The 22,464-nt window shown below is 44.2% G+C and carries 20 protein-coding genes; 4 read left to right on the forward strand and 16 right to left on the reverse strand.

The window, feature by feature from the left end:
* Positions 1-86: 86 nt before the first annotated feature.
* The 3 genes from rimO to ftsY form a co-directional block, all read right to left on the reverse strand.
* The gene (gene rimO, locus GGE08_RS11420) at positions 87-1,388 is read right to left on the reverse strand and encodes a 30S ribosomal protein S12 methylthiotransferase RimO (RefSeq protein WP_179385025.1); all 1,302 of its coding nucleotides are present in this window, start codon (positions 1,386-1,388) and stop codon (positions 87-89) included.
* A gap of 78 nt (positions 1,389-1,466) precedes the next feature.
* Positions 1,467-3,128 (reverse strand): amidase family protein, encoded by a 1,662-nt coding sequence (locus GGE08_RS11425; RefSeq protein WP_179385026.1) that lies wholly within the window; start codon positions 3,126-3,128, stop codon positions 1,467-1,469.
* 6 nt (positions 3,129-3,134) lie between these two features.
* Positions 3,135-4,091, reverse strand: coding sequence for a signal recognition particle-docking protein FtsY (ftsY, locus tag GGE08_RS11430; RefSeq protein ID WP_179385027.1), 957 nt, complete (start codon positions 4,089-4,091; stop codon positions 3,135-3,137).
* A 225-nt stretch (positions 4,092-4,316) separates the two neighbouring features.
* On the opposite strand from ftsY, the gene GGE08_RS11435 reads away from it, so the two are divergent.
* A complete protein-coding gene (locus GGE08_RS11435) occupies positions 4,317-6,200 on the forward strand; it encodes an immunoglobulin domain-containing protein (protein WP_179385028.1) in 1,884 nt (627 codons plus the stop codon).
* 67 nt (positions 6,201-6,267) lie between these two features.
* Here GGE08_RS11435 and GGE08_RS11440 read toward each other — a convergent pair whose 3' ends face one another.
* The 9 genes from GGE08_RS11440 to recR form a co-directional block, all read right to left on the reverse strand.
* Positions 6,268-6,420, reverse strand: a complete 153-nt coding sequence (locus GGE08_RS11440) for a DUF4295 domain-containing protein (protein WP_179385029.1) — start codon at positions 6,418-6,420, stop codon at positions 6,268-6,270.
* 37 nt (positions 6,421-6,457) lie between these two features.
* A complete protein-coding gene (rpmG, locus tag GGE08_RS11445; RefSeq protein ID WP_100817574.1) occupies positions 6,458-6,640 on the reverse strand; it encodes a 50S ribosomal protein L33 in 183 nt (60 codons plus the stop codon).
* Between the two features lie 28 nt (positions 6,641-6,668).
* Positions 6,669-6,896, reverse strand: a complete 228-nt coding sequence (rpmB, locus tag GGE08_RS11450; RefSeq protein WP_100817573.1) for a 50S ribosomal protein L28 — start codon at positions 6,894-6,896, stop codon at positions 6,669-6,671.
* 74 nt (positions 6,897-6,970) lie between these two features.
* Positions 6,971-8,221 (reverse strand): competence/damage-inducible protein A, encoded by a 1,251-nt coding sequence (locus tag GGE08_RS11455; protein ID WP_179385030.1) that lies wholly within the window; start codon positions 8,219-8,221, stop codon positions 6,971-6,973.
* Positions 8,222-8,560 (reverse strand): Hpt domain-containing protein, encoded by a 339-nt coding sequence (locus GGE08_RS11460; protein ID WP_179385031.1) that lies wholly within the window; start codon positions 8,558-8,560, stop codon positions 8,222-8,224.
* Positions 8,560-9,171 carry a fumarylacetoacetate hydrolase family protein gene (locus tag GGE08_RS11465; protein WP_179385032.1) on the reverse strand — a complete coding sequence of 204 codons (612 nt, stop codon included), beginning with the start codon at positions 9,169-9,171 and terminating at the stop codon, positions 8,560-8,562. The genes GGE08_RS11460 and GGE08_RS11465 overlap by 1 nt, the downstream gene beginning before the upstream one ends.
* 30 nt (positions 9,172-9,201) lie before the next feature.
* Complete coding sequence (locus GGE08_RS11470) at positions 9,202-9,975, reverse strand: 3'-5' exonuclease (protein WP_179385033.1); 774 nt, start codon at positions 9,973-9,975, stop codon at positions 9,202-9,204.
* Positions 9,976-10,047: 72 nt separating this feature from the next.
* Positions 10,048-11,409: a dihydrolipoamide acetyltransferase family protein gene (locus tag GGE08_RS11475; RefSeq protein ID WP_179385034.1), complete on the reverse strand. Its 1,362-nt coding sequence runs from the start codon at positions 11,407-11,409 to the stop codon at positions 10,048-10,050.
* 79 nt (positions 11,410-11,488) lie between these two features.
* Positions 11,489-12,109: a recombination mediator RecR gene (gene recR / locus GGE08_RS11480; RefSeq protein WP_179385035.1), complete on the reverse strand. Its 621-nt coding sequence runs from the start codon at positions 12,107-12,109 to the stop codon at positions 11,489-11,491.
* Positions 12,110-12,185: 76 nt separating this feature from the next.
* Between recR and GGE08_RS11485 the strand changes: the two genes are divergently transcribed.
* Positions 12,186-13,673 carry a sodium:solute symporter gene (locus tag GGE08_RS11485; RefSeq protein WP_179385036.1) on the forward strand — a complete coding sequence of 496 codons (1,488 nt, stop codon included), beginning with the start codon at positions 12,186-12,188 and terminating at the stop codon, positions 13,671-13,673.
* On the opposite strand, the gene GGE08_RS11490 is transcribed toward GGE08_RS11485, so the two are convergent.
* Both GGE08_RS11490 and GGE08_RS11495 read right to left on the reverse strand, forming a co-directional pair.
* Positions 13,657-14,016: a CoA-binding protein gene (locus GGE08_RS11490; protein ID WP_179385037.1), complete on the reverse strand. Its 360-nt coding sequence runs from the start codon at positions 14,014-14,016 to the stop codon at positions 13,657-13,659. The genes GGE08_RS11485 and GGE08_RS11490 overlap by 17 nt on opposite strands.
* Positions 14,017-14,565: 549 nt before the next feature.
* Positions 14,566-15,576, reverse strand: a complete 1,011-nt coding sequence (locus tag GGE08_RS11495; RefSeq protein WP_179385038.1) for a 3-oxoacyl-ACP synthase III family protein — start codon at positions 15,574-15,576, stop codon at positions 14,566-14,568.
* Positions 15,577-15,730: 154 nt separating this feature from the next.
* Here GGE08_RS11495 and GGE08_RS11500 point away from each other — a divergent pair, with 154 nt between their 5' ends.
* Positions 15,731-18,148, forward strand: coding sequence for a S9 family peptidase (locus GGE08_RS11500; protein WP_179385039.1), 2,418 nt, complete (start codon positions 15,731-15,733; stop codon positions 18,146-18,148).
* Positions 18,149-18,220: 72 nt separating this feature from the next.
* Here GGE08_RS11500 and GGE08_RS11505 read toward each other — a convergent pair whose 3' ends face one another.
* A complete protein-coding gene (locus GGE08_RS11505; protein WP_179385040.1) occupies positions 18,221-19,531 on the reverse strand; it encodes an AarF/ABC1/UbiB kinase family protein in 1,311 nt (436 codons plus the stop codon).
* A gap of 5 nt (positions 19,532-19,536) precedes the next feature.
* Positions 19,537-20,193: a TetR family transcriptional regulator C-terminal domain-containing protein gene (locus tag GGE08_RS11510; protein WP_179385041.1), complete on the reverse strand. Its 657-nt coding sequence runs from the start codon at positions 20,191-20,193 to the stop codon at positions 19,537-19,539.
* A gap of 330 nt (positions 20,194-20,523) precedes the next feature.
* Here GGE08_RS11510 and htpG point away from each other — a divergent pair, with 330 nt between their 5' ends.
* Positions 20,524-22,410, forward strand: a complete 1,887-nt coding sequence (gene htpG, locus GGE08_RS11515) for a molecular chaperone HtpG (protein ID WP_179385042.1) — start codon at positions 20,524-20,526, stop codon at positions 22,408-22,410.
* The last annotated feature ends 54 nt before the right edge of the window (positions 22,411-22,464 follow it).

The following is a 22,464-nucleotide window of genomic DNA, read 5'->3' on the forward strand; positions in this document are numbered from 1 at the left end:
AGGGATTGCGCGATATACCAACAGCTTTATCGTATATGGGATGCAACGGGAAGTTGCACTAGAAAATCTACATTAAAAAAACAGGATTACACGGGTTCCCCAAAAAGGTCGTAGTCGGATGCATCCGTGATCTTGATGTTGGTGAAATCACCAATTTTCACGTAATGTTTGGTCGCATCGATAAGTACCTCGTTGTCCACATCGGGGGAATCAAATTCGGTACGACCGATAAAGTGGTTCCCTTCTTTCCTATCAATAATGCAACGGAAGGTTTTACCAATTTTTTCCTGATTGAGCTCCCACGAAATCTGGGATTGGATTTCCATGATAGAATTGGCCCGTTCTTGCTTTACGTCTTCGGGAACATCGTCCTCCAACTGGTAGGCATGGGTATTTTCCTCATGGCTATAGGTAAAACAGCCCAAGCGCTCAAAACGCATGTCCCGCACCCATTGTTTCAAGGTCTCAAAATCTTCCTCAGTCTCTCCGGGATAACCCACAATCAAGGTGGTTCGTATGGCCATTTCGGGTACCGCCGCCCTGAAATCCTGTAACAGTTTTGTCGTTTTGGCTTGGGTGGTTCCTCTACGCATACTTTTAAGGATACTGTCCGATATATGCTGCAACGGAATATCGATGTAATTGCAGATTTTGGGTTCGTTGCGCATCACCTCCAACACATCCATAGGGAAGCCCGTTGGGAAAGCGTAGTGCAAACGAATCCATTCAATACCCTCCACTTGGGCCAAGGCTTGGAGAAGTTCGGCCAAGTTTCGTTTCTTATACAAATCCAGACCATAATAGGTAAGGTCTTGGGCAATCAAAATCAATTCCTTAACACCATTTGCTGCCAATTTTTCGGCCTCTTTCACCAAATCCTCAATAGGGGTGCTACGGTGTTTACCGCGCATCAAAGGAATCGCACAAAAGGAGCATGGCCTATCGCAGCCCTCGGCAATTTTAAGGTAAGCGTAGTTTTTTGGGGTGGTGGTCAAGCGCTCACCAATCAGCTCGTGCTTGTAGTCGGCCCCAAGGGCCTTCAATAAATTGGGAAGATCGGTAGTCCCAAAATAGGCATCTACATTGGGAATCTCCTTCTCCAAATCGGGTTTGTAGCGCTCGCTCAAACAGCCGGTCACAAAGACCTTGTCCACATCACCGGCCTCTTTGCGCTGCACGTATTCCAAAATCGTATTGACGCTTTCTTCCTTTGCATTGGCAATAAATCCGCAGGTGTTGATGACCACTACATTGCCTTCCTCCTCATGGGCAACTTCCTTGTTGTTGGCACGCAGTTGTCCCATCAACACTTCGGAATCGTAGACGTTTTTGCTACAACCCAAGGTCACCACATTGATTTTGTTCTTTTTAAGCGATTTTGTGCGCATAGTTCCTTAAAATGGAGTGCAAAAATACAACAACACAATGCATTACAGCCCGATTAGGTCATAATTTTAAAAAGGCATTTAGTTTTTGTATCCCTCTGGAATCTTTCGGGCCTTGGTCAAATCTTCAAAGGCTTTACCAATGCGCAATAACTGGACTTCCGAGAGTGGCTTTCCTATAAACGTCAAGCTTTCAGGTTCGCCATTGGCCTTGTAGCCCATCGGAACGGTCAATGCTGGGTATTCTGCCACGGCTGCATAACCTGCGTGGTAGTTGTTGATGCTCAAAACGGCGTCCAAATCTTGTTCTTCCAAAATTTGAAAGAATGCCCTACCCGATTCTTTTAAATTGATTTTGATTTCCTCAAATTCCTCTGCCGAAGTGGAATCCGCCAATATCCCGTCCAATCGCTCTTGGCCATAAGGAATTCTAACCAAAGAGTCCTGTTGGTTGAATCTTACTACATCTTCAACGCTATCCACGGAAACCACATCCTTATTTTTGACTTGGGCTGCGATATAAGCCGGCAAGTCTTGCTTCATATCCAAGTTCAGCAAGGTTACGAAACCATCTAAGGGAATGTTTTCGGGTTCAAATTCGATGATTTGTGCTCCCGCAGTGCGTAAGGCTTCTACATTGGCAGCGTAGATAGAATCCGCTTCCATAAGATTGGTCATCACCCCAAGTCGCAAATCCTCTATCGATGCTGAGTCCATCGCCGAGGACAACATACCTGTTTCAGAATTCAAGGACTTGGAGTCCTGGCTGTCCTTGCCCAACATGGCATCCAATAAAATAGCGTTGTCCGTTACATTCTTGGTCATGGGGCCCGGCGTATCGAGGGTGCTGGAAATAGGCACAATTCCTGTTCGGCTCAACAAACCAATGGTCGGTTTTAGGCCTACGACAGAGTTCTGACTGGAAGGCGAAAGTATGGACCCCGAGGTTTCGGTTCCCACGGCACCTACGGCATAGTTGGCAGCTGTGGATGTTCCGCTTCCTGCACTGGAACCACCTGTATCAAAAACCCGTCTTCCGTAGGGATTCAAGGTTTGTCCCCCTACAGCACTTTGTCCATTTGGACAAACGCCACAAATAAAATTGGCCCACTCGCTCAAATTGGCCTTGCCCAAAATAAGCGCGCCTTTTTCTTTTAAACGTTCCACGATAAAGGCATCATCTGTTTGGCTTTGCTGCAAGGCAATGGCACCTGCCGTAGTCTTCATTTCGGAGGTCCCAATGTTGTCCTTCAACAATATGGGCATTCCGTAAATGGGATGGTGGTCGCCTTGGTTGGCGTCCAACTTACGGGCTTCTTCCAGTATATTGGGATTGAGCGCGATAATGGTGTTCAGGGTAGTATTATTGGGAAGTTCGTACTTGTAGATTCGGTGCAGATAGAAGAGCACCAAATCTTCGTAGGTGAACTCACCAGATTTGATATGGTTTTGGATAGTCGGGATATCCTGCTCCAAGACCAAAGGCTTCATACGTTCATACTTTTCATCAGTATATTGGGAAACCTCTTCGTAAAGGGGCAAAAACACCTCATTTTTGTCCAAAACTTTACTTTGGATAAACTTATAGCGCATTCGTGGGCTTTCATTTTCTGCACTTGCCGCTACTTCCGAAGAATCGTTGTAGGGCGTCCAAAGAACAACATCGTCTTTAGGTGTTGCTTCTTTTTGTTTACAGGAAATAAATCCAATCAGGATAAAGAAAAGTAAGAGGTTTTTGTACATGGCTGTTTATATGTTGAAAAATGAATCGACGAACTCATATTTATTAAATACCTGAAGGTCTTCAATGCCTTCCCCGACACCGATGTATTTGACCGGAATCTGAAACTGGTCGGAAATTCCAATCACAACGCCGCCCTTGGCAGTACCGTCTAATTTGGTCACTGCCAAACTGGTGACCTCGGTGGCTTTGGTAAACTGTTTGGCCTGTTCAAAGGCGTTTTGTCCGGTGGAACCATCCAAGACCAAAAGTACTTCGTGGGGCGCATCGGGCACTACTTTTTGCATTACGCGCTTTACCTTGGAAAGCTCGTTCATCAAATTGACTTTATTGTGAAGACGACCTGCGGTATCGACCAATACTACGTCGGCCTTTTCCGCCACTGCAGAATGTAGCGTATCAAATGCCACGGATGCCGGGTCACTTCCCATTTTTTGTTTGATGATGGGCACATCAACTCGTTGGGCCCAAACCTCCAACTGGTCAATGGCTGCTGCACGGAAGGTATCCGCAGCTCCCAAAACCACTTTCAGTCCTTTGGCCTTGAATTTATGAGCCAGTTTTCCAATGGTTGTCGTTTTACCTACCCCATTAACGCCGACCACCATGATCACATAGGGTCTTTTATCCGTAGGTATGCTTACCTCACTGGCTTCCCCTGAATTGGTTTCGGAAAGCAGTCCGGCTATTTCCTCGCGTAAAATGGTATTGAGTTCATCGGTGCCCATATATTTGTCACGGGACACCCGTTCTTCGATACGCTCAATGATTTTAAGAGTGGTATTCACGCCCACATCGGAAGTAACCAAAACTTCTTCCAGATTGTCCAAGACCTCGTCATCGACCTTGGATTTACCGGCCACCGCCTTGCCCAGTTTTCCGAAGAAACTGGTCTTAGATTTTTCCAGACCTTTGTCCAAGGTCTCTTTTTTATCCTTTGAAAATATATTTTTGAATAAGCTCATCCTGTGTTCTTTGAGAATGACCAAAGATAGCAAAGTAAGGGGAGTTTTGTTTAGTCTAATTTTAGAATAAGCCCTATCCGATTCCTTTGGGATAGCAAACAAATAGCATCTCTTAAACCCAAGAAATGCAGCGTTTTACCATGTATACAAAGTGCTTCGCAACAAAAGTTGCAATCAAACCTAGATAGTGGGCTATTTTTGACCTACCTCAACAACAACCTTTACATGACCAAAAGTCTAAACAAACTATTGTTTACACTATCCATCGCAGTATACTTACCTGTCATGGGGCAGGATACCTTTGCAGATAATTTTAGCGCTGTCTCCTACTCCAATAATGATGGCACCCAAAGTTGGTCCACCAATTGGCTGGAATACAACGATAACAATAGCGCATCGAACGGATATATCCGCATCACCGGCGGGGAATTATTCTTCTACTATCTATGGAGTGAGAATATAAGAAGGTCGGCAGATTTAAGTGCTTACACTTCGGCCACCCTGACCTTTGATTGGAGGACTTCGAGTTTGGAGAGCGGAGAAACGCTTTCCATTGAAATTTCGAGCGATGGTTCCTCTTTCACAACATTGGATACGTTCACAGGTAGTCAAACTGGCTCTTTTAATCAAGATATTTCAGCCTATATGTCGGCCAATACCACCATCCGTTTAATAAAAGGCGGTGGCAACTGGTCCGGAAGTAACGACCGTGCCTACATTGATAACATATTGATTACGACAACATCTGTCCCATCCACAGACACCGATGGGGACGGTGCCATAGACGTAGTCGATTTGGACGATGATAACGACGGAATCACGGATGAAGAGGAGTATTGCTCCACTATTAGCGCTTCATTTCTAGCTTCCTCCGATGTGGGGGAACGTAACGTGGTGATCAACCATACGGATACTGGTTACTTGCGCATCGATTTTTCTTCCATGGATAATTCCTTTCAATTGGATATTAACGGTACTACAGTGCACCCCTCCATTTTGGAGTTTGAGAATGGTGCCCTGGGTCCCGGTGACGAGTACTTTGTTTTTCAATCTGATGGGAGCTTTATCAGTCAACCATGGGTCGCCAACTCCAACGGCATCCCAAGATTGCGTTTGGTCGTGGACGAATATGGAATGATTAGCCTGTACGGAAGCAGAAATACCTCAGCCACCTCCTTGGAACTCATGGAGGCACAAGGCGGAACTCCGTTCAATACCATAGCTTGGATACCGGGCAACAACAATACCTTCACCTTGACCAACCAACAAGGACCGGGACCAGAGGGCTTCACTGGGGAACTTTTTGCCAGTGCTATCTGCGATACGGATGGTGATGGTATCAGTAATCACCTAGATCTGGACTCGGACAACGATGGATTATTCGACCTGGTGGAATCGGGTGCATTGGAAGAACCCGGGGTCAACGACAACAACAATGATGGTAGAATTGACGGCGCAGTAAGCAGTTCGGGAACGAATGGAATTTATTCAGGGATTGAGGACAACGACACACCCTATGCCTTATTGACTTACACCATTTTTGATTCTGATAGTGATGGCACCTATGATGCCTACACCCTGGATGCTGATGGTGATGGTTGTACCGATGTGGTGGAGTCCGGTTTTACGGATAACAATGATGATGGGCTTTTGGGGCCAAATCCTGTTACCATAAATTCAGAAGGAATGGTAACCAGTGGCTCGGACGGCTATTCTGCACCAAACGACAATGATTCCAATACGATATTTGATTTTAGGGAAGCGGGAACTGCCCCTACGATTAGCTCGCAACCTGTGGATGTGACCACCTGCCCTGGATGTACCACAAGTATCTCCGCTACGGTGACGGCAGATCAGTACCAATGGCAATTCTACAATGCCAGTTCGTGGGTAAATCTTTCCGATACGGGGATTTACTCCGGTACCTCAACAAATGTATTGACCATTACCAATCCAACCCCGAACGAAAACAGCACCCCTTACCGTCTGGTGGTAAGCAATGATGCGTTTGTATGTGGCACTACAACGAGCAATACGGCCACATTGACCCTACGGGTGAACACGATGATCACCAATAGAAGGGTAACCTATCGCGTCAATAAAAACTAGTTGATATAGACCCAACAAAAAAAGCCGCTAAAAAGCGGCTTTTATTATTTCGTACAAGGAAAGTTCCTTATTTACTGTTCAACCAGTCATTCACCAACTCGGGCGCCATTACGGACTCCACAAAGGTGTAAGCTCCCGTTTTTGGAGATTTCACCATTTTAATGGCCTTGGTCAATCTTTTGGAGGACGACTGAAGTGTTGCTACTGTTTTCTTTGCCATGGCTTATGTTTTTCTGCTTTTTACTTGTAAAAAGCGATTACTTAATTTCTTTATGAACGGTCATACGCTTTAGGATAGGATTATACTTCTTGATTTCCATCCTATCTGGCGTGTTCTTTTTGTTCTTGGTGGTAATATACCTAGAAGTACCTGGCATACCAGATTCTTTGTGTTCTGTACACTCTAAAATTACCTGAACCCTATTTCCTTTCTTTGCCATTGTATCGTACTTATAATGCTTTTACAACTTACTTTTTGGAATTGATTTCCTTCAAGACAGCAGAGATTCCTTTTTTGTTGATGATTTTCAACCCACGGGCAGATACGTTCAAGGTTACCCAACGGTCTTCCTCGGGAATATAAAATCTCTTCTTGGAGATATTTGCATCGAATCTCCTCTTGGTCTTATTGATAGAAAAGGAAACGTTGTTTCCAAACATCACCTTTTTTCCTGTTACTTCACAAACTTTAGACATCTCCCTAACTATTTGAGTGATTTTATTGAGGCTGCAAATTTATACCTTTTTAACGGGACGTACAAAATTCTTTTTCAGAAATTTAAAATTTCTTTGTACAGCAGCTCAAAAGCCTTGTTCACAGACTTTTCCACTACCCTTTCCCTATGCTTGCCCATCACGAATTTTTGGGCAAAAGTCCGCTTGGGACCACTTATTCCAATGTATACCGTACCCACCTCAACATCGGAGTCACCTTTGGTGGGGCCTGCATTTCCAGTGGTGGCAATGGCAAAATCGGTCCCTAGTTTCTCCTTAACGTTTTGCGCCATGGCGATGGCCACTTGTTCGCTCACTACAGAATGTTCATCGATCAGCGCTTGCGGCACCCCCAACACCTTTATTTTGGCCTCAGTGGCATAGCAAACCAAGCTTCCTTTAAAATAGTGGGACGCTCCCGGGACCTTGGTGATTCGTTCTGCAATACTTCCACCGGTAAAACTCTCTGCCGTGGATAGGGTCATTTCCTTATCTTTCAACAATGCGCCTATCTGCTTTTCAACACGGCCATCTTCCTCTTCCTCCCCGTAGATGATATCCCCAATCAGCGGATACATTTTCTTGACCTCCTCGTCGATTCCTGCCATCAGGGCTTCCTTGTTCTCTCCTTTTGCCGACAAGCGAAGCCGCACACTCCCTAGACTTGGCAAATAGGCAAACTTGATATAGGAGGGCAAGTTATTTTCCCAATCTTCCAGTTTTTCCGCGACGGCACTCTCGCCCAAACCATAAGTCAAAATGGTTCTATGAACAATATGCGGACGCTCGTAATCCTCCACGATTTTGGGCAACACCGATTTGAGCATCAGGTTTTTCATCTCGTAGGGAACGCCGGGAAGGGATACAAAGGCTGTTTCCCCTTTTTTCATCCACAATCCGGGCGCCGTTCCAAAGGAATTATGCAAAACCGTTGCTTTGGAGGGCACCATCGCCTGTTCACGGTTCAGATCGGAAATGGGGGTTGAAATATACTTTCGGAACAATTCTTCAATATGGTTCAAAACAGACTCGTCCCTGACCAATTTATCATCAAAGAACTCACATAGTGTATGCTTGGTAACATCATCCTTGGTAGGACCCAAACCTCCTGTTATGATAACGACTGAGGACCGCTCACCAGCTTCTTGTAAGGATTTTAGGATATGCTCCTTATCATCTTGAATCGAAGTGATTTGATAGACAGAAACCCCTATTTTATTCAGTTCCTTGGCAATAAACGCCGAGTTGGAGTCCACAATCTGCCCGATGAGGATTTCATCCCCAATGGTGATGATCTCGGCTTGCATCTAAAGGTCAAAATCATTTTTAAGCTCGGCAACTACTTGCAGCACATCCCTTTTAAGAATCGGAAATTTTTCCTCGATTTCCGACATACTGCCCGCAGTTTTCCCCAAGGTTTCTATTTCAAGAGCCTTGGCACGTGTCTGCTCCATGCCCAAAATATCCACATTCGGCTTTATCTTGTGGGCCAGTTTGTAAATATTTTCGTAGTCTTTATTGTTGATGGCTTTTTCCAAGCCTTCCAAATCCTCAGGGACTTCTTCCAAAAACACAGAAACAACGGAAACGATGAAATCTTCATCTCCTTCTGCCATTTCATTGATTTTATCGAGGTTGTATATCATTATCTTACATTAATGTCAAAAAGTTGTTCTCCTTCCAAAGTACCGACAAGGTAGTCATTTGGGCTTACTTTACCAACACCGGCAGGCGTTCCGGTAAAAATGATATCGCCCTTTTTCAGCATAAAAAAAGTGGATACGTAGGCGATGATTTCATCTATCTTCCACAACATCAAGGACGTATTTCCATCTTGGACCGTTTCTCCATTTTTTACCAATGAGAAACTGAGGTCATCCATACTTTGAAATTTCTTTTTGGGCAGCCAATTACCCACTACGGCGGCTCCATCAAAACCTTTGGCCTTTTCCCAGGGCAGTCCTTTGGCCTTTAGTTTGGACTGAAGGTCGCGGGCGGTAAAATCGATACCCAAGCCCACCTCATCGTAATACTTATGGGCAAATTCCTTGGCAATATGTTTTCCCACTTTTTTAATTTTCACCAACACCTCCACTTCGTAGTGGACATCATTGGAGAATTCAGGGATGTAAAAATCCTGCTCTTTGGGCAATATTGCGGAGTCGGGCTTTATAAAAACCACAGGTTCATCCGGACGCTCATTTTTCAACTCTTCAATATGGTCTACATAATTACGTCCTATACAAATCAGCTTCATAGTGTGTACGGGGGTTAACGCTTGCTTCTATTAAAACTTGTTGTTGAGCTTGCTCAACTTTATCTGGGTAAGTACTTTTTTGGTGTACAGCGGAAAGTCGGCATTCAAAATCCAACCAAAATAGCCAGGTTCCTTTTCCATGACTTCATCCACCGTTTTCCCCTTATGTTTTCCAAAGGAAAATATGGGATTATTGTCCTCGTCCAATCCAATAAAACCAGCAAAATCCAAATTTTGCCTTCTGGTGGTGAACTCGGAGAGTTTCTTAATATCATTTTCCAGTTCGGGGTAGCGTTCCAACTGTGCCAAAAGCACTTCATAGGTTGCCAAGGTGTCCGCTTCGGCACTATGGGCATCTTCCAAGCTTTTGTTACAATAAAATTGATAGGCCGCCTCCAAAGTGCGCTTTTCCATTTTATGGAAAATGGTCTGCACATCCACGGATACCATGCTTTTCATATCAAAATCGATATCCGCACGGAGCATTTCCTCAGCCAATAGCGGAATATCGAACCGGTCGGAATTAAATCCGCCTAGGTCGCTGTCCCTGATCATGGCATAAATTTCCTTGGACAATTGTTTAAAGGTGGGCTCATTGGCCACTTTCTCATCGGAAATACCGTGTATGGCGGTCGATTCTGGCGGAATGGGCATTTCTGGGTTTACCAACCACGTTCTGCTCTCCTTGTTACCGTTCGGATATACCTTTAAAATGGAAATTTCGACTATCCGATCTTTGGCCACATTGGTTCCCGTGGTCTCCAGGTCAAAAAAGCAGATAGGTTTGGTCAATTGTAATTGCATGTTGGGACTTTTAAATGAACATCACTAGGCTTCTAAATTAAGCATAGTGAAAGGAATACGGGTGCTTTTTGGCTATATTTCCCTATTGATGTCCCAAGCTTCCAAATAATCGGCCACTGCTTTTACGAACATTCCACCCAAAGCACCGTTCACAACCCTATGATCATAACTGTGCGAAAGGTACATTTTACTACGGATGCCGATATACTCCCCTTGGTCGGTTTCGATGACCGATGGCATTTTTCTTATGGCACCCAAGGCCAAAATACCAACTTGTGGTTGATTGATGATGGGTGTTCCAAAAACGCTGCCAAAAGACCCTACGTTCGTCACCGTGTAGGTACCATCCTTGATTTCATCGGGCTTTAACTGATTGTTTCTGGCCCTATCGGCAAGATCGTTTACCGTTTTGGCCATGCCCACCAAGTTCAATTGGTCGGCATTTTTGATGACGGGCACGATCAAGTTACCATCGGGCAGGGCGGCCGCCATTCCCAAATTGATGTTTTTCTTTTTGATGACCTTGTCCCCATCCAACGATATGTTCATCATCGGATATTTTTTTAGGGCCATGGCCACAGCTTCCATAAAAATCGGAGTAAAGGTCAATTTCTCGCCTTCACGTTGTTGGAACGCATTTTTGACCTTGTCACGCCATTTGACCACATTGGTCACATCCACTTCCACAAAACTTTGTACGTGCGCCGAAGTGGATACGCTCTCGATCATATGATGGGCAATCAATTTGCCCATACGGCTCAATGGGATGATCTCATCCCCTGCGCCTACCGTTACTTTGGATTCTTTTGGTTTTTCCGGCGCTGCTTTTGGCTGCTCCGTTGCCACTGGTGTTTCTTTCTTGGCTTCAGGTTGGGGAGCAGTATGCGCTTTGGGCTGGTTTCCATTGGAACGGCTCTCCAAATAGGCCATAATATCGTTCTTCGTGACCCTTCCTTCCTTACCGGTGCCTGCAATGGCCTCTAACTCGTCCATGGACACGTTTTCTTCCTTGGCGATGTTTTTCACCAAAGGTGAATAAAAACGCTCGGAGCTCGAATAATCCGGCGTTGCTGTGGAAACAGACTCCTTTACACTTGCCATTTGGGCTTCCAGTTCCTGTGCTGGAACGGCTGCTGGCTCCTCCTCGGTCATTTCCTCACCAGAATCATCATCGGTTGTATCATCGACCTCTCCATCAATCTGGATAACGGCTACAACTTCACCTACTTTTATTACGTCGTCTACATCGAACCGCTTTTCCAACAACACCCCATCCACCTCGCTGGGCACTTCGGAGTCGACCTTATCGGTGGCGATCTCAAAGACGGCCTCATCCATCTCAATGGTATCGCCCACTTCCTTCAACCAATTGGTCAAGGTGGCCTCGGCGACACTTTCTCCCATTTGCGGTAATTTCAATTCAAATTTTGACATATTCGTATTTATCAAAGTGGTTTTGATTTGTATTTTACAAAAATACTAAAGAAATCGACTTATTTTTGATTTATGTTCACTAATTCGCTTTTATCGAACTTTCAAAAGGCACCCTATTGATAATGCTCCTTCCCAAAGTCACTTCATCTGCGTATTCCAACTCATCACCCACCGAGATTCCCCTGGCTATGGTGGAGGTGGTGACCTCCAACCCTTCCAATTGTTTATAAATATAAAAATTGGTAGTGTCGCCCTCCATGGTGGAGCTCAAGGCCAAAATTAGTTCTTTAACGGTTCCCCCCTTTACTTTTTTGACCAATTGGGCAATGGTAAGGTCTTGCGGACCGACGCCTTCCATTGGGGATATTTTACCGCCCAGCACATGGTAAAGACCGTTATACTGTGAGGTATTCTCTATGGCCATCACGTCCCTAATGTCTTCCACCACACAGACCAAGGTCTCGTCACGCTTCGGGTTTGCGCAAATCTCGCAAACTTCGGTATCGGAAATGTTATGGCAGTTTTTGCAAAAATTGACCTCGCCCTTCAATTTTACCAACGCATGGGCCAGCAACTCCGTACGTTCTTCCGGCTGTTTGAGCAGGTGCAGCACCAATCGCAATGCCGTGCGTTTGCCTATTCCGGGCAATTGCGACATCTCGTACACTGCGTTTTCCAATAGCTTCGACGAAAATTCCATAGCATCAATTCTATCACAAAATTACGATTTTACCTTTACCAATTTACTTTCGTACTTTGCAATTCAAATTACATATATGACAGCTACCCAAATTCTGTTGCTCATCGGCGCCTATTTCTTGGTGCTTATCCTTATCTCTTATTTTACCGGAAAGAACGATTCCAATGCCGATTTTTTTAAGGCGGGCAAGCAATCGCCTTGGTATATTGTCGCTTTTGGTATGGTGGGCGCCTCATTATCGGGGGTGACCTTTATCTCTGTTCCGGGTTGGGTGGGCGATAGTCAATTGACTTACATGCAAGTGGTTCTTGGGTATCTATTTGGGTATTTTGTGGTGGCGTTTTTGTTATTGCCCTTGTATTACAAATTGAATCTTACCTCGATATACGAATATTTGTTGGACCGCTTCGGAAAGGTCAGCCATAGGACCGGGGCCTTTTTCTTTTTTGTTTCGAGGGTGTTGGGTGCTGCGTTTCGATTGTATTTGGTGGCCATAGTGCTTCAGCAGTTTGTGTTCGATGATTTAGGGGTTCGTTTTGAGTTTACCGTGGTCATTTCCATTTTATTGATTTGGCTCTACACCAACAAAGGTGGTATCAAAACAATTGTTTGGACCGATACCTTGCAAACACTCTTTATGATTGTGGCCGTCATCCTTTCCATAGTGATGATCAACCAAGAACTGGGGTGGAGTTTTGGGGAGTTCCTAGCTTCGGATGCGCTAAAAAACTATGATGATTTTTTAGTGACCGATAGTTTTCTGGACAAAAGCTACTTTATCAAGTCCTTTGTGGGCGGGATGTTTGTTACTATTTGCATGACTGGTTTGGACCAAGATATGATGCAAAAGAACCTGACCTGTAAATCGTTGAAAGATGCACAGAAAAATATGGTCTCCTTCAGTTTTGTACTGGTCGGAGTCACCTTCTTGTTCATGCTTTTGGGCGCTTTACTTTACATTTATGCGAATAGGGATGGAATCGCGATTCCCTTGATGGATGGAACACCCAAAACGGACCTCCTTTTCCCTGAGATTGCCTTGAACGGGGATTTGGGGCTGGCCTTGTCCGTTACCTTCATGCTGGGCCTTATCGCCGCGGCATATAGCAGTGCGGATAGCGCACTGACCTCGCTCACCACCTCCTTTTGTGTCGATTTTTTGAATGTTCAGGAAAAAGAGGAAAAGGAGCAGAAACGAATCAGGAAGCGTACCCATGTGCTCATGAGCGTTGCCTTGGTGATCGTAATCATCGCTTTCAAGTACATTCTTAGCAGCAATGTCATCGACAGTTTGCTTACCGTTGCCGGATACACCTACGGCCCCTTATTGGGACTCTTTGCCTTTGGTATTTTTACCAAGCACCAAATCAAGGACAGTTATGTTTGGATTGTAGCACTTGCATCCGTGTTGACCATTATTTTGATCGCCAATGTACCCGTGGCATATTTGGGCGGTTATCAGGTGGGCTATGAATTGTTACCGCTCAACGGATTGTTGACATTCATCGGGCTTTGGCTGATACGAACCAAAAAATCGGTTCCTACCACTAGTACTGTCCGGTAGCCAATAACACCAAGGTACAGGCCACCTCCACCTCTACTCCCTCTGCTTCAAGGAGTTTGTAGAATTCTGGATTCTCCGTACCGGGGTTAAAAATGACCCGTAGTGGTTTTAAATCCAATATTTGCTGATAGTAGGGTTCTTGATTTTTTGGATTTAAATATAAAGTTACCGTATCAATATTTTGAAATTCATCCAAGTTGTGTTTAATTTGCACTTCTGATACAGTTCCCCCACGTATCCCAAATGCGGTCGTCTCAATATTGTGTTCGACCAACCTACGTATCGCTATGTTACTGTATCTTCCCGGGTTTGTAGAAGCCCCTACAACAAGTGTTTTTGACATTTGTTAATTTTAGTGTTAAACTTAGAATTGACTGTAACTTTTGCATGCAAAAGTCGTCTTTTATTCATAACTTATTGTCATTGGTAAGACTGTATTTTTATAGTTAATGGTTAGTGTTTAGTATAGCTTATCAATGTTTAACCCCGGCCAAAAGCCGGGGTTTCTTCTTTTATGACCTGTTTTATTGGTCATCTGAATACATCACTCCTTACAAGCTTGTCTTGACCTCATCGGTGTCTTTAAAGAATGTTAAAATGGCCCGAAGCTGTAACATTCTATCCTAAAGTGCGTCTATATAGTGTCATCAATCATCGATCAAAAAACGAACAGCTCATGCAAAGTTTCTTTCACCTAAGCATCTTTCAGATGTTTATTTTCCAAAAAACATACAACCTATTCGGCAACATGATGGATTGGCGAGCATAATATCAGTTAAATAAACATTGATGCCTCATATTCGAGTGTTGGTTGGTTATCTTGTGGGGGCATTAATCAAAAACCCCGATCTTTTCAGATCGGGGTTTTAATTTTATAAATGGTTTGGCGAACCTACCAGCGTATAATCACACTGCCCCAGGTAAAGCCACTGCCAAAGGCGGCAAGCACCACCAAATCTCCCTCTTTTATTTTACCGGCCTCCCAAGCCTCGGTCAAGGCGATAGGTATAGAGGCAGCAGTCGTATTTCCATATTTCATGATATTGTTGAAAACTTGATCGTCCTTCAAACGAAACTTATTCTGAATAAATTGGGAAATCCGCAGGTTGGCTTGGTGGGGTATCAGCATATCGATGTCTGCCGGGGTCAAATTATTCTTGGTGAGCCCTTCCATAATGACCTCGCTAAAGCGGACCACTGCATTTTTAAACACGAACTGCCCATTCATATGTGGATAATACGAAGTATCGTCAGGGTCATTGTCCTCAATGATATCCAGTACCCAACGTTTGCCCATTCCAGGGGCTATCAATGAAAGTTCTTCGGCATGTTGCCCTTCGGAATGCAAATGGGTGCTCAAAATTCCTTTGGAGGTATCCTCTTCACGGGTCAGCACCGCAGCTCCGGCGCCATCTCCGAAAATTACGGAAACACCCCTACCCCGTGTGGTCATGTCCAATCCTCGAGAGTGCAGTTCAGAACCAATTACCAATACGTTCTTGTACATACCGCTTTTGATATACTGGTCGGCCACGGAAATTCCGTACACAAAACCAGAACATTGGTTTCGGACATCCAGCGCACCTACAGTACGCTTCAATTGGAGGTCCCGTTGCACCAACACGCCTGGACCGGGAAAATAATAATCGGGACTCAAGGTGGCAAAAACAATAAAATCGATTTCATCCTTATCGATGCCCGCTCGCTCAATGGCCTTTTTAGCGGCTTCAACCCCCATGGAGGTCGTGGTTTCGGTATCTTTTATAACATGGCGCCGCTCTTTGATTCCCGTCCGCTCTTGAATCCACTCATCATTCGTGTCCATCACTTTCGATAAATCATCGTTAGTGACCACATTTTCAGGGACGTAAAACCCTAATCCAGCAATCTTGGAATTGTACATTTATTATAATTTTTAAAGAAAAATGATAGTTACAATTTGAAAATTAATAAATATTCCCTCTAAATATTCATTATTCCGCCAAAATAATACTTTTTAAAAGTTGTATTTTTAAAAACTTGAAAATCTTAACGCAATTAATTACTAAATCAGAATTATGAAAAATTATCTCTGGGTATTTTGGGCACTGCTCTCCATTGGCTTTGTCCATGCACAGGAAAAACTAACGTATCAAAAGCCTTCCGAAGAAATACTGGAACTGGTGAACGCACCTCTGGCCCCTAGTGTTCTCATTAACGATGAGGGCAACTACATGGTATTGCTCTACAGGGACTACTATAAAACCATTGCCGAATTATCGGAAACCGAGCTGCGTTTGGCCGGTCTTCGCATCAACCCAAAGACCAACATTGGGAGCCGAACCAACTATTATAATAATGTCATCGTCAAAAAGATCGGTGACAACGAAGGTGCTCAGGTAAAGGGGCTACCTGAAAATCCAAGGCTGGCCAACTTCAATTGGTCGCCCGACCAATCCAAAATAGCATTCACCAATACCACTACCGAAGGTGTGGAGGTGATGGTTCTCGATTTGAAATCGGCAACGGTAACGGCCATTACCGAAACCAATGTGAATGCGAACATGAGGGACATTATCAATTGGTTCAAGGATGGAGAATCCGTTTTGGTAAAAATGCTGCCCGAGGATAGAAAACCACTGATCAACACCGATGAAGCCGTTCCAGATGGACCTACCATCTCCACCAACGATGGTAAAAAGGCACAGAACAGGACCTATCAGGATTTGTTGAAAAACCCAAATGATGAGTTCAACTTTGAGCAATTGGCCCGATCGGAACTCTACAAAGTTCAAATGGACGGTACCAAGACGAAGTGGAAAGATGCCGACCTGTATACCAGCATCAGTTTTTCACCGGATGGTGAATATGTAATGACCGTAACCTTGGACAAACCTTTCTCGTACTTGGTTCCTTACTACAGATTCCCCAATACCACAATCGTTTACAAAAAAGACGGCACCAAGGTGAAAACGCTTCTGCAGGTGCCGCTTATCGAAGATTTGCCCCAAGGGTTTATGGCCACACGAACAGGCATGCGGGACATTAGCTGGAGAAACGACAAACCGGCAACTTTGACCTATGTTGAAGCCTTGGATGGGGGCGACCCAGAAAATGAAGTCCCGTATCGCGACGAAGTTTTTGAAATTGAGGCACCTTTTGATGGTGAAGGAAAATCCATCCTTAAAACCAAAAACCGATTTAGCTACATCCAATGGGGCAATGATAATGTTGCTATTGCCCACGACCGCTGGTGGAACAACAGAAATACAAAAACGTATCTGTTCAACCCCTCAAATCCTGATGCGGAAGCAAAAATCATTGAGGACAGAAACTACCAAGATGTGTACAGCAACCCGGGAAGCTTCGTCACCAAAAGAAATGAGAACGGCGCTTGGGTGTTGTCCTTGGACAAAAACAACAACGCCTATCTTATAGGTGATGGGTATACCGAGGAAGGACAGTTTCCGTTCGTTGAAAAAATGGATTTGAACAGCTTGAAGAAAACAAGGCTGTACACCTCAAAACTAGAGGGGAAATTGGAAAATTTGATCGAGTACGACCCCGAAAAAGACCAATTATTGGTGCGTATCGAATCAGCCAATGAATATCCCAATTACTATTATAAAAGTTTGATCAAGAGACGTGGACCTATACAGTTGACCGATTTTGATAATCCATACAAGAGCATCCAAAACGTGCACAAGGAAGTGATTACCTATAAAAGGGACGATGGATTGGAACTTTCCGGAACCCTTTATCTTCCCGTAGGCTACGATATGGAGAAAAAAGAAAAGATGCCCATGATCCTATGGGCCTATCCAAGGGAGTACAAGGACAAGAACAGTGCTTCGCAGAATACTTCAAACCCCAACGAGTTCACCTATCCCTATTGGGGTTCGCCCATCTACTGGGTCACCAAAGGATACGTGGTGCTCGATGGAGCGGCTTTCCCGATCATTGGGGAGGGAGATGAACAACCCAACGATACCTTTAGGAGCCAGTTGGTGGCCAATGCCAAAGCGGCCATAGATGCAGTTGACGAACTAGGCTATATTGACAGGGACCGCATTGCCGTGGGAGGTCACAGTTATGGCGCCTTTATGGTGGCCAACCTACTTTCGCATTCCGACTTATTTGCAGCTGGAATCGCCCGTAGCGGTGCTTACAACAGGACTTTGACGCCCTTTGGTTTCCAAAGTGAAGAAAGAAACTATTGGGAAGCACCCGAGGTGTACTACACCATGTCGCCCTTTATGCATGCCGATAAGATGAAAACTCCACTGTTGTTGATCCATGGGCAAGCGGACAACAACTCGGGAACCTATCCCATGCAAAGTGAACGCTATTTTAACGCGCTCAAAGGATTGGGGGCTACCGTTCGTTTGGTGATGCTACCAAAAGAAAGCCACGGATACCGAGGCAAGGAAAGTATACTCCACATGCTTTGGGAACAAGACCAATGGCTGGAAAAATATGTGAAGCAAAAGAAATAATTGAGTTACAGCCGTAAAACAAAAAACCTGTTGGAATGTCCAACAGGTTTTTTTTATAAACCACAATAATCATCAATCCATATACTTTTCAAAGGAATTCACCTCCACATGGGCCTTTAGGTCATGCAATAGGTTATAGAGTCCGAAAAAGGTACGGTTGATGTACAAAAAGTGTTTGGAACCGCGGTTCCCATTCATCTTGCGTATTTGTTCATCCTTGGAATACCGTTCGCTTAAATTGGCAATCTGGGACCAGAATCCCTCATCACCGAAATCGAAGGTTTCCTTATGGAAGGGAGAAGTAAAAATGGTCAACATTTCTTTAAAAAGAGCCTTGAAAAATTGTAGCTCCTTCTCCGAATCGGTCGGTGTTAAAATTTCCAGTTCATACAGCTTCTCCATGAACACCTCATCATTGTTGATGTTTTCTGGCTTGGCCAGCTCAAAATAAGGCACATAAAATTCTTCTGGGATTGCTTTGATACAGCCAAAATCGATGGCAATCAACTCCCCTGCCCCACTGACCAAAAAGTTACCTGGATGTGGGTCGGCGTGCACCCTTCTCAAGGCATGGATTTGGAACATATAAAAGTCCCAAAGGGCCTGACCGAGCTTGTTCCCCAATTCGGAATCAAAATCGGTTTTGGTAAATTCTCCCAAATGCTTGCCTTCCATCCAATCCATCGTCAAAATGCGTTCGCTGGAAAGGTCACGGTAGTATTTGGGAAATCTCATGTTGGGAATTACAGAACAAGCTTTGGTAATCTCATCACTCTGTTCCAGCTCCAAAATGTAATTGGTCTCCTCTACCAATTTATGTTCTACTTCCTTAAAGTATTTTTCGGAATCCTTTCCTTTTAGGTTGAACATTTTGATGGCCACAGGTTTCACCAGGGCCAAATCGCTGCTAATGCTTTCCGCCACACCGGGATATTGGATTTTTACGGCCAACTTTCTTCCGTCCTTTTCGGCACGGTGCACTTGGCCTATGCTTGCTGCATTAACGGAATCCTTTTCGAACTGATCAAAGACATCCTCGGGATATTTGCCCAAGTACTTCTTAAAGGTTTTGCGCACAAGCGGTGCCGACAAGGGGGGTACCGAAAACTGGGAGAGCGAAAACTTTTCTACGTAGGCCCGTGGCAAAAGATTTTTCTCCATGCTGAGCATTTGCGCAACCTTTAGGGCGCTTCCTTTTAAGCTTTTTAGCCCATCGTAAATATCCTCGGCATTGTCTTGGTCCAAAGTATCCTTCGAGGTCTTTGGGTCCACCAATTTTTTGCCGTAGTATTTTACGTAGTTGCCGCCGATTTTAACACCTGTTTTCACAAGCTTCCCGGCCCGCTCAATCTTGCCGGTGGGAATGGTATCCAGACTTTTCATGGGCCTTATGCGAATTTCTCCTTGTACAGGAATTTTCCAAAGTCCACGATTTTTTCCAAAGGTGTACTTTCAAATATTTGAAATATAGTAGTTACCGATTTCTCAATGGCAATATCCGTTTTTTCCAGTCCGGGCGAGCCATCCTCCATCCAAAACTTTAAGATGAACAAAAATTGCAACCAAGCGCCTTCCGAGAAAAGCGGTGCATTATATCTAAAGATTTTCAGGTTCTTTTCCTCATTGCGTTCCTCGATCAGGGTAGATGCGAAATCCTTGAACTTTTTTCGTAGCCCTTTCAATTGCACTAAGCCTTCCATGGAATGCTTGTGCTCGTTCATGATGAAAAGGACATAGCTCCTGTTAAGCGTCAAATTTTCGAAGAAGGTAAAGAAAAAGGTAAGCATCTTTTCCTCATTGGTCATCGACTCGTAATCCTTGTTCTTTTGCATCACTCCATAACTATTATCGAAGAATTTGGTCCAGATGGACTTCTGAAGCGTGTCAAACGAACCAAAAAAGCCGTAGAACTCCTCTTCGGTTATTTTGTTTTCCTTGCAAAATTTGAATACCGAGCTTGGCACCTTTTCATGCTCCAATACGGACTCCATGAACAGGCTTATAATTTTATCCTCGGTGATTTTGGATTTTGATGTTTTTGCCATTGTGGTATTTTTTATGGATTACTAATGTCGTGTGTAGTCTTGCTTACAAAATTAAGCTTTTAAAGAAAATGCACTTCCGAGCGAAAGTGCATTTTCACAACCTAACCAATAAATAAACAAACTTGTTATAGTATTACTTTTTCATAGCAATTTTCCCATAACGATGTAAAGATACTTATTATGTTTAATCTTTTTGAAAAATAAATAAACAAAATTTTGTTAAAACTGTCCATTGGGCTGTCAGCCCCTGTAAAATGCCAGTTTGTCAGATTTTGAGATCTGGTATTTTTTTTGACCAAAGAGGATTAAAGATTTAAAACGATAAGAAAAATGGCTACAGGTAAAATCAATGTTTCAGTTGAGAACATTTTTCCCTTGATCAAAAAATTTCTGTACAGTGACCACGAAATTTTCTTGAGGGAGCTTATTTCCAATGCTACTGATGCGACCTTAAAACTAAAGCACCTTACCTCCATTGGGGAGGCGAAGGTAGATTATGGAAACCCAATCATTGAAGTGAAGGTGGACAAAGACAATAAGCGCATCCATATCTTGGACCAAGGTATTGGTATGACCGAGGAAGAGGTAAAAAAATACATTAACGAAGTGGCCTTTTCCGGTGCCGAAGAATTTTTGGACAAATACAAGGATGCTGGAAAGGATGCGGGCATTATCGGACATTTTGGCCTTGGTTTCTACTCGGCATTTATGGTCGCCGAAAAAGTGGAGATCATTACAAAAAGCCACAAGGATGAGCCAGCAGTGCACTGGATTTGCGATGGTTCGCCCGAATTCACCATTGAGCCCAGCGACAAATCAGAGCGCGGTACCGAAATCATCCTTCACATTGCAGAGGACTCTACCGAGTTTTTGGAAAATTCCAGAATTCGACAATTGTTGGTCAAGTATAACAAGTTTATGCCCATACCGATTAAGTTTGGGACCAGAAAGGAAACCCTTCCCAAACCAGAGGGCGCCAAAGAGGACGAACCGGCCCCGACCAAGGAAGTGGATGACATCATCAACAACCCCGAACCAGCTTGGACCAAGCAACCCACGGATTTAGAAGAGGAGGACTACAAGAATTTCTACCGTGAACTCTACCCCATGCAGTTCGAAGAGCCGTTGTTCCATATTCACTTGAACGTGGATTATCCGTTCAACCTGACAGGAATTTTGTACTTCCCTAAACTTACCAATGACCTCAACATTCAAAAGGATAGGATACAACTCTACCAGAACCAAGTATTCGTTACCGATAATGTAGAAGGGATTGTTCCAGAGTTCTTGACCATGTTGAAAGGGGTCATTGACTCTCCTGATATTCCATTGAACGTTTCAAGGTCCTATTTGCAGGCAGATGGTGCCGTTAAGAAGATTTCTTCCTACATCACCCGAAAGGTGGCGGATAAATTGACATCCCTTTTCAAAAACAACCGAGAGGACTTTGAAAAGAAATGGAACGACATCAAGGTGGTCATTGAATACGGTATGCTTTCCGAGGACAAATTCTTTGAAAAGGCTGACAAGTTCGCCCTTTACCCAACCATCGATGGTGATTTCTACACCTTTGAAGAGCTAGAGAACAAGATCAAGGACAATCAAACCGATAAGGATGATAAACTGGTGATTTTATATGCTTCTGACAAAGAGGCACAGCACAGTTATATCGAAGCGGCCAAAAAGAAAGGATACGAGGTCCTTTTGTTGGATTCGCCCATTGTTCCGCACCTGATGCAGAAATTGGAAACCAGCAAGGAGAACCTATCCTTTGTGCGCGTGGATGCCGACCATGTGGATAACCTCATCAAAAAAGAGGACACTACCATTTCCAAGCTGTCCGATGAAGAAAAAGAGAAACTAAAAAAGGAAATCGAAGAAGTAACCAAGGACAAGGGGTATACCATTCAAATGGAGGCCATGGAAAGTACCGCCTCTCCCTTTATCATCACCGAGCCGGAATTTATGCGCCGGATGAAGGAAATGCAGCGCACTGGAGGCAGCGGCATGTTCGGCATGGGCAATATGCCCGATATGTACAACCTGATCGTGAACACCAATCACGAACTGGTGAGCGAAATATTGAACACCAAAACAGCCAAAAAGCGGGAAAGATTGATCAACCAATCCTTGGATCTGGCACGACTATCCAAAGGATTATTGAAAGGTGAGGAACTCACCAACTTTATCTCCCGCAGCTATGAGATGATCAAATAATTTGGATTTGTACTATAATCAACAACGCAAAGCCGCTCCAAAAGAGCGGCTTTT

The sequence above is a fragment of the Allomuricauda sp. ARW1Y1 genome (assembly GCF_013407935.1).
Lineage (GTDB): Bacteria > Bacteroidota > Bacteroidia > Flavobacteriales > Flavobacteriaceae > Flagellimonas.

Excerpts from the sequence above, each read along its gene's own strand:
- rimO (WP_179385025.1), bottom strand. The coding sequence starts at position 1,388 with ATGCGCACAAAATCGCTTAAAAAGAACAAAATCAATGTGGTGACCTTG.
- GGE08_RS11425 (WP_179385026.1), bottom strand. The coding sequence starts at position 3,128 with ATGTACAAAAACCTCTTACTTTTCTTTATCCTGATTGGATTTATTTCC.
- ftsY (WP_179385027.1), bottom strand. The coding sequence starts at position 4,091 with ATGAGCTTATTCAAAAATATATTTTCAAAGGATAAAAAAGAGACCTTG.
- GGE08_RS11435 (WP_179385028.1), top strand. The coding sequence starts at position 4,317 with ATGACCAAAAGTCTAAACAAACTATTGTTTACACTATCCATCGCAGTA.
- GGE08_RS11440 (WP_179385029.1), bottom strand. The coding sequence starts at position 6,420 with ATGGCAAAGAAAACAGTAGCAACACTTCAGTCGTCCTCCAAAAGATTG.
- rpmG (WP_100817574.1), bottom strand. The coding sequence starts at position 6,640 with ATGGCAAAGAAAGGAAATAGGGTTCAGGTAATTTTAGAGTGTACAGAA.
- rpmB (WP_100817573.1), bottom strand. The coding sequence starts at position 6,896 with ATGTCTAAAGTTTGTGAAGTAACAGGAAAAAAGGTGATGTTTGGAAAC.
- GGE08_RS11455 (WP_179385030.1), bottom strand. The coding sequence starts at position 8,221 with ATGCAAGCCGAGATCATCACCATTGGGGATGAAATCCTCATCGGGCAG.
- GGE08_RS11460 (WP_179385031.1), bottom strand. The coding sequence starts at position 8,560 with ATGATATACAACCTCGATAAAATCAATGAAATGGCAGAAGGAGATGAA.
- GGE08_RS11465 (WP_179385032.1), bottom strand. The coding sequence starts at position 9,171 with ATGAAGCTGATTTGTATAGGACGTAATTATGTAGACCATATTGAAGAG.
- GGE08_RS11470 (WP_179385033.1), bottom strand. The coding sequence starts at position 9,975 with ATGCAATTACAATTGACCAAACCTATCTGCTTTTTTGACCTGGAGACC.
- GGE08_RS11475 (WP_179385034.1), bottom strand. The coding sequence starts at position 11,409 with ATGTCAAAATTTGAATTGAAATTACCGCAAATGGGAGAAAGTGTCGCC.
- recR (WP_179385035.1), bottom strand. The coding sequence starts at position 12,109 with ATGGAATTTTCGTCGAAGCTATTGGAAAACGCAGTGTACGAGATGTCG.
- GGE08_RS11485 (WP_179385036.1), top strand. The coding sequence starts at position 12,186 with ATGACAGCTACCCAAATTCTGTTGCTCATCGGCGCCTATTTCTTGGTG.
- GGE08_RS11490 (WP_179385037.1), bottom strand. The coding sequence starts at position 14,016 with ATGTCAAAAACACTTGTTGTAGGGGCTTCTACAAACCCGGGAAGATAC.
- GGE08_RS11495 (WP_179385038.1), bottom strand. The coding sequence starts at position 15,576 with ATGTACAATTCCAAGATTGCTGGATTAGGGTTTTACGTCCCTGAAAAT.
- GGE08_RS11500 (WP_179385039.1), top strand. The coding sequence starts at position 15,731 with ATGAAAAATTATCTCTGGGTATTTTGGGCACTGCTCTCCATTGGCTTT.
- GGE08_RS11505 (WP_179385040.1), bottom strand. The coding sequence starts at position 19,531 with ATGAAAAGTCTGGATACCATTCCCACCGGCAAGATTGAGCGGGCCGGG.
- GGE08_RS11510 (WP_179385041.1), bottom strand. The coding sequence starts at position 20,193 with ATGGCAAAAACATCAAAATCCAAAATCACCGAGGATAAAATTATAAGC.
- htpG (WP_179385042.1), top strand. The coding sequence starts at position 20,524 with ATGGCTACAGGTAAAATCAATGTTTCAGTTGAGAACATTTTTCCCTTG.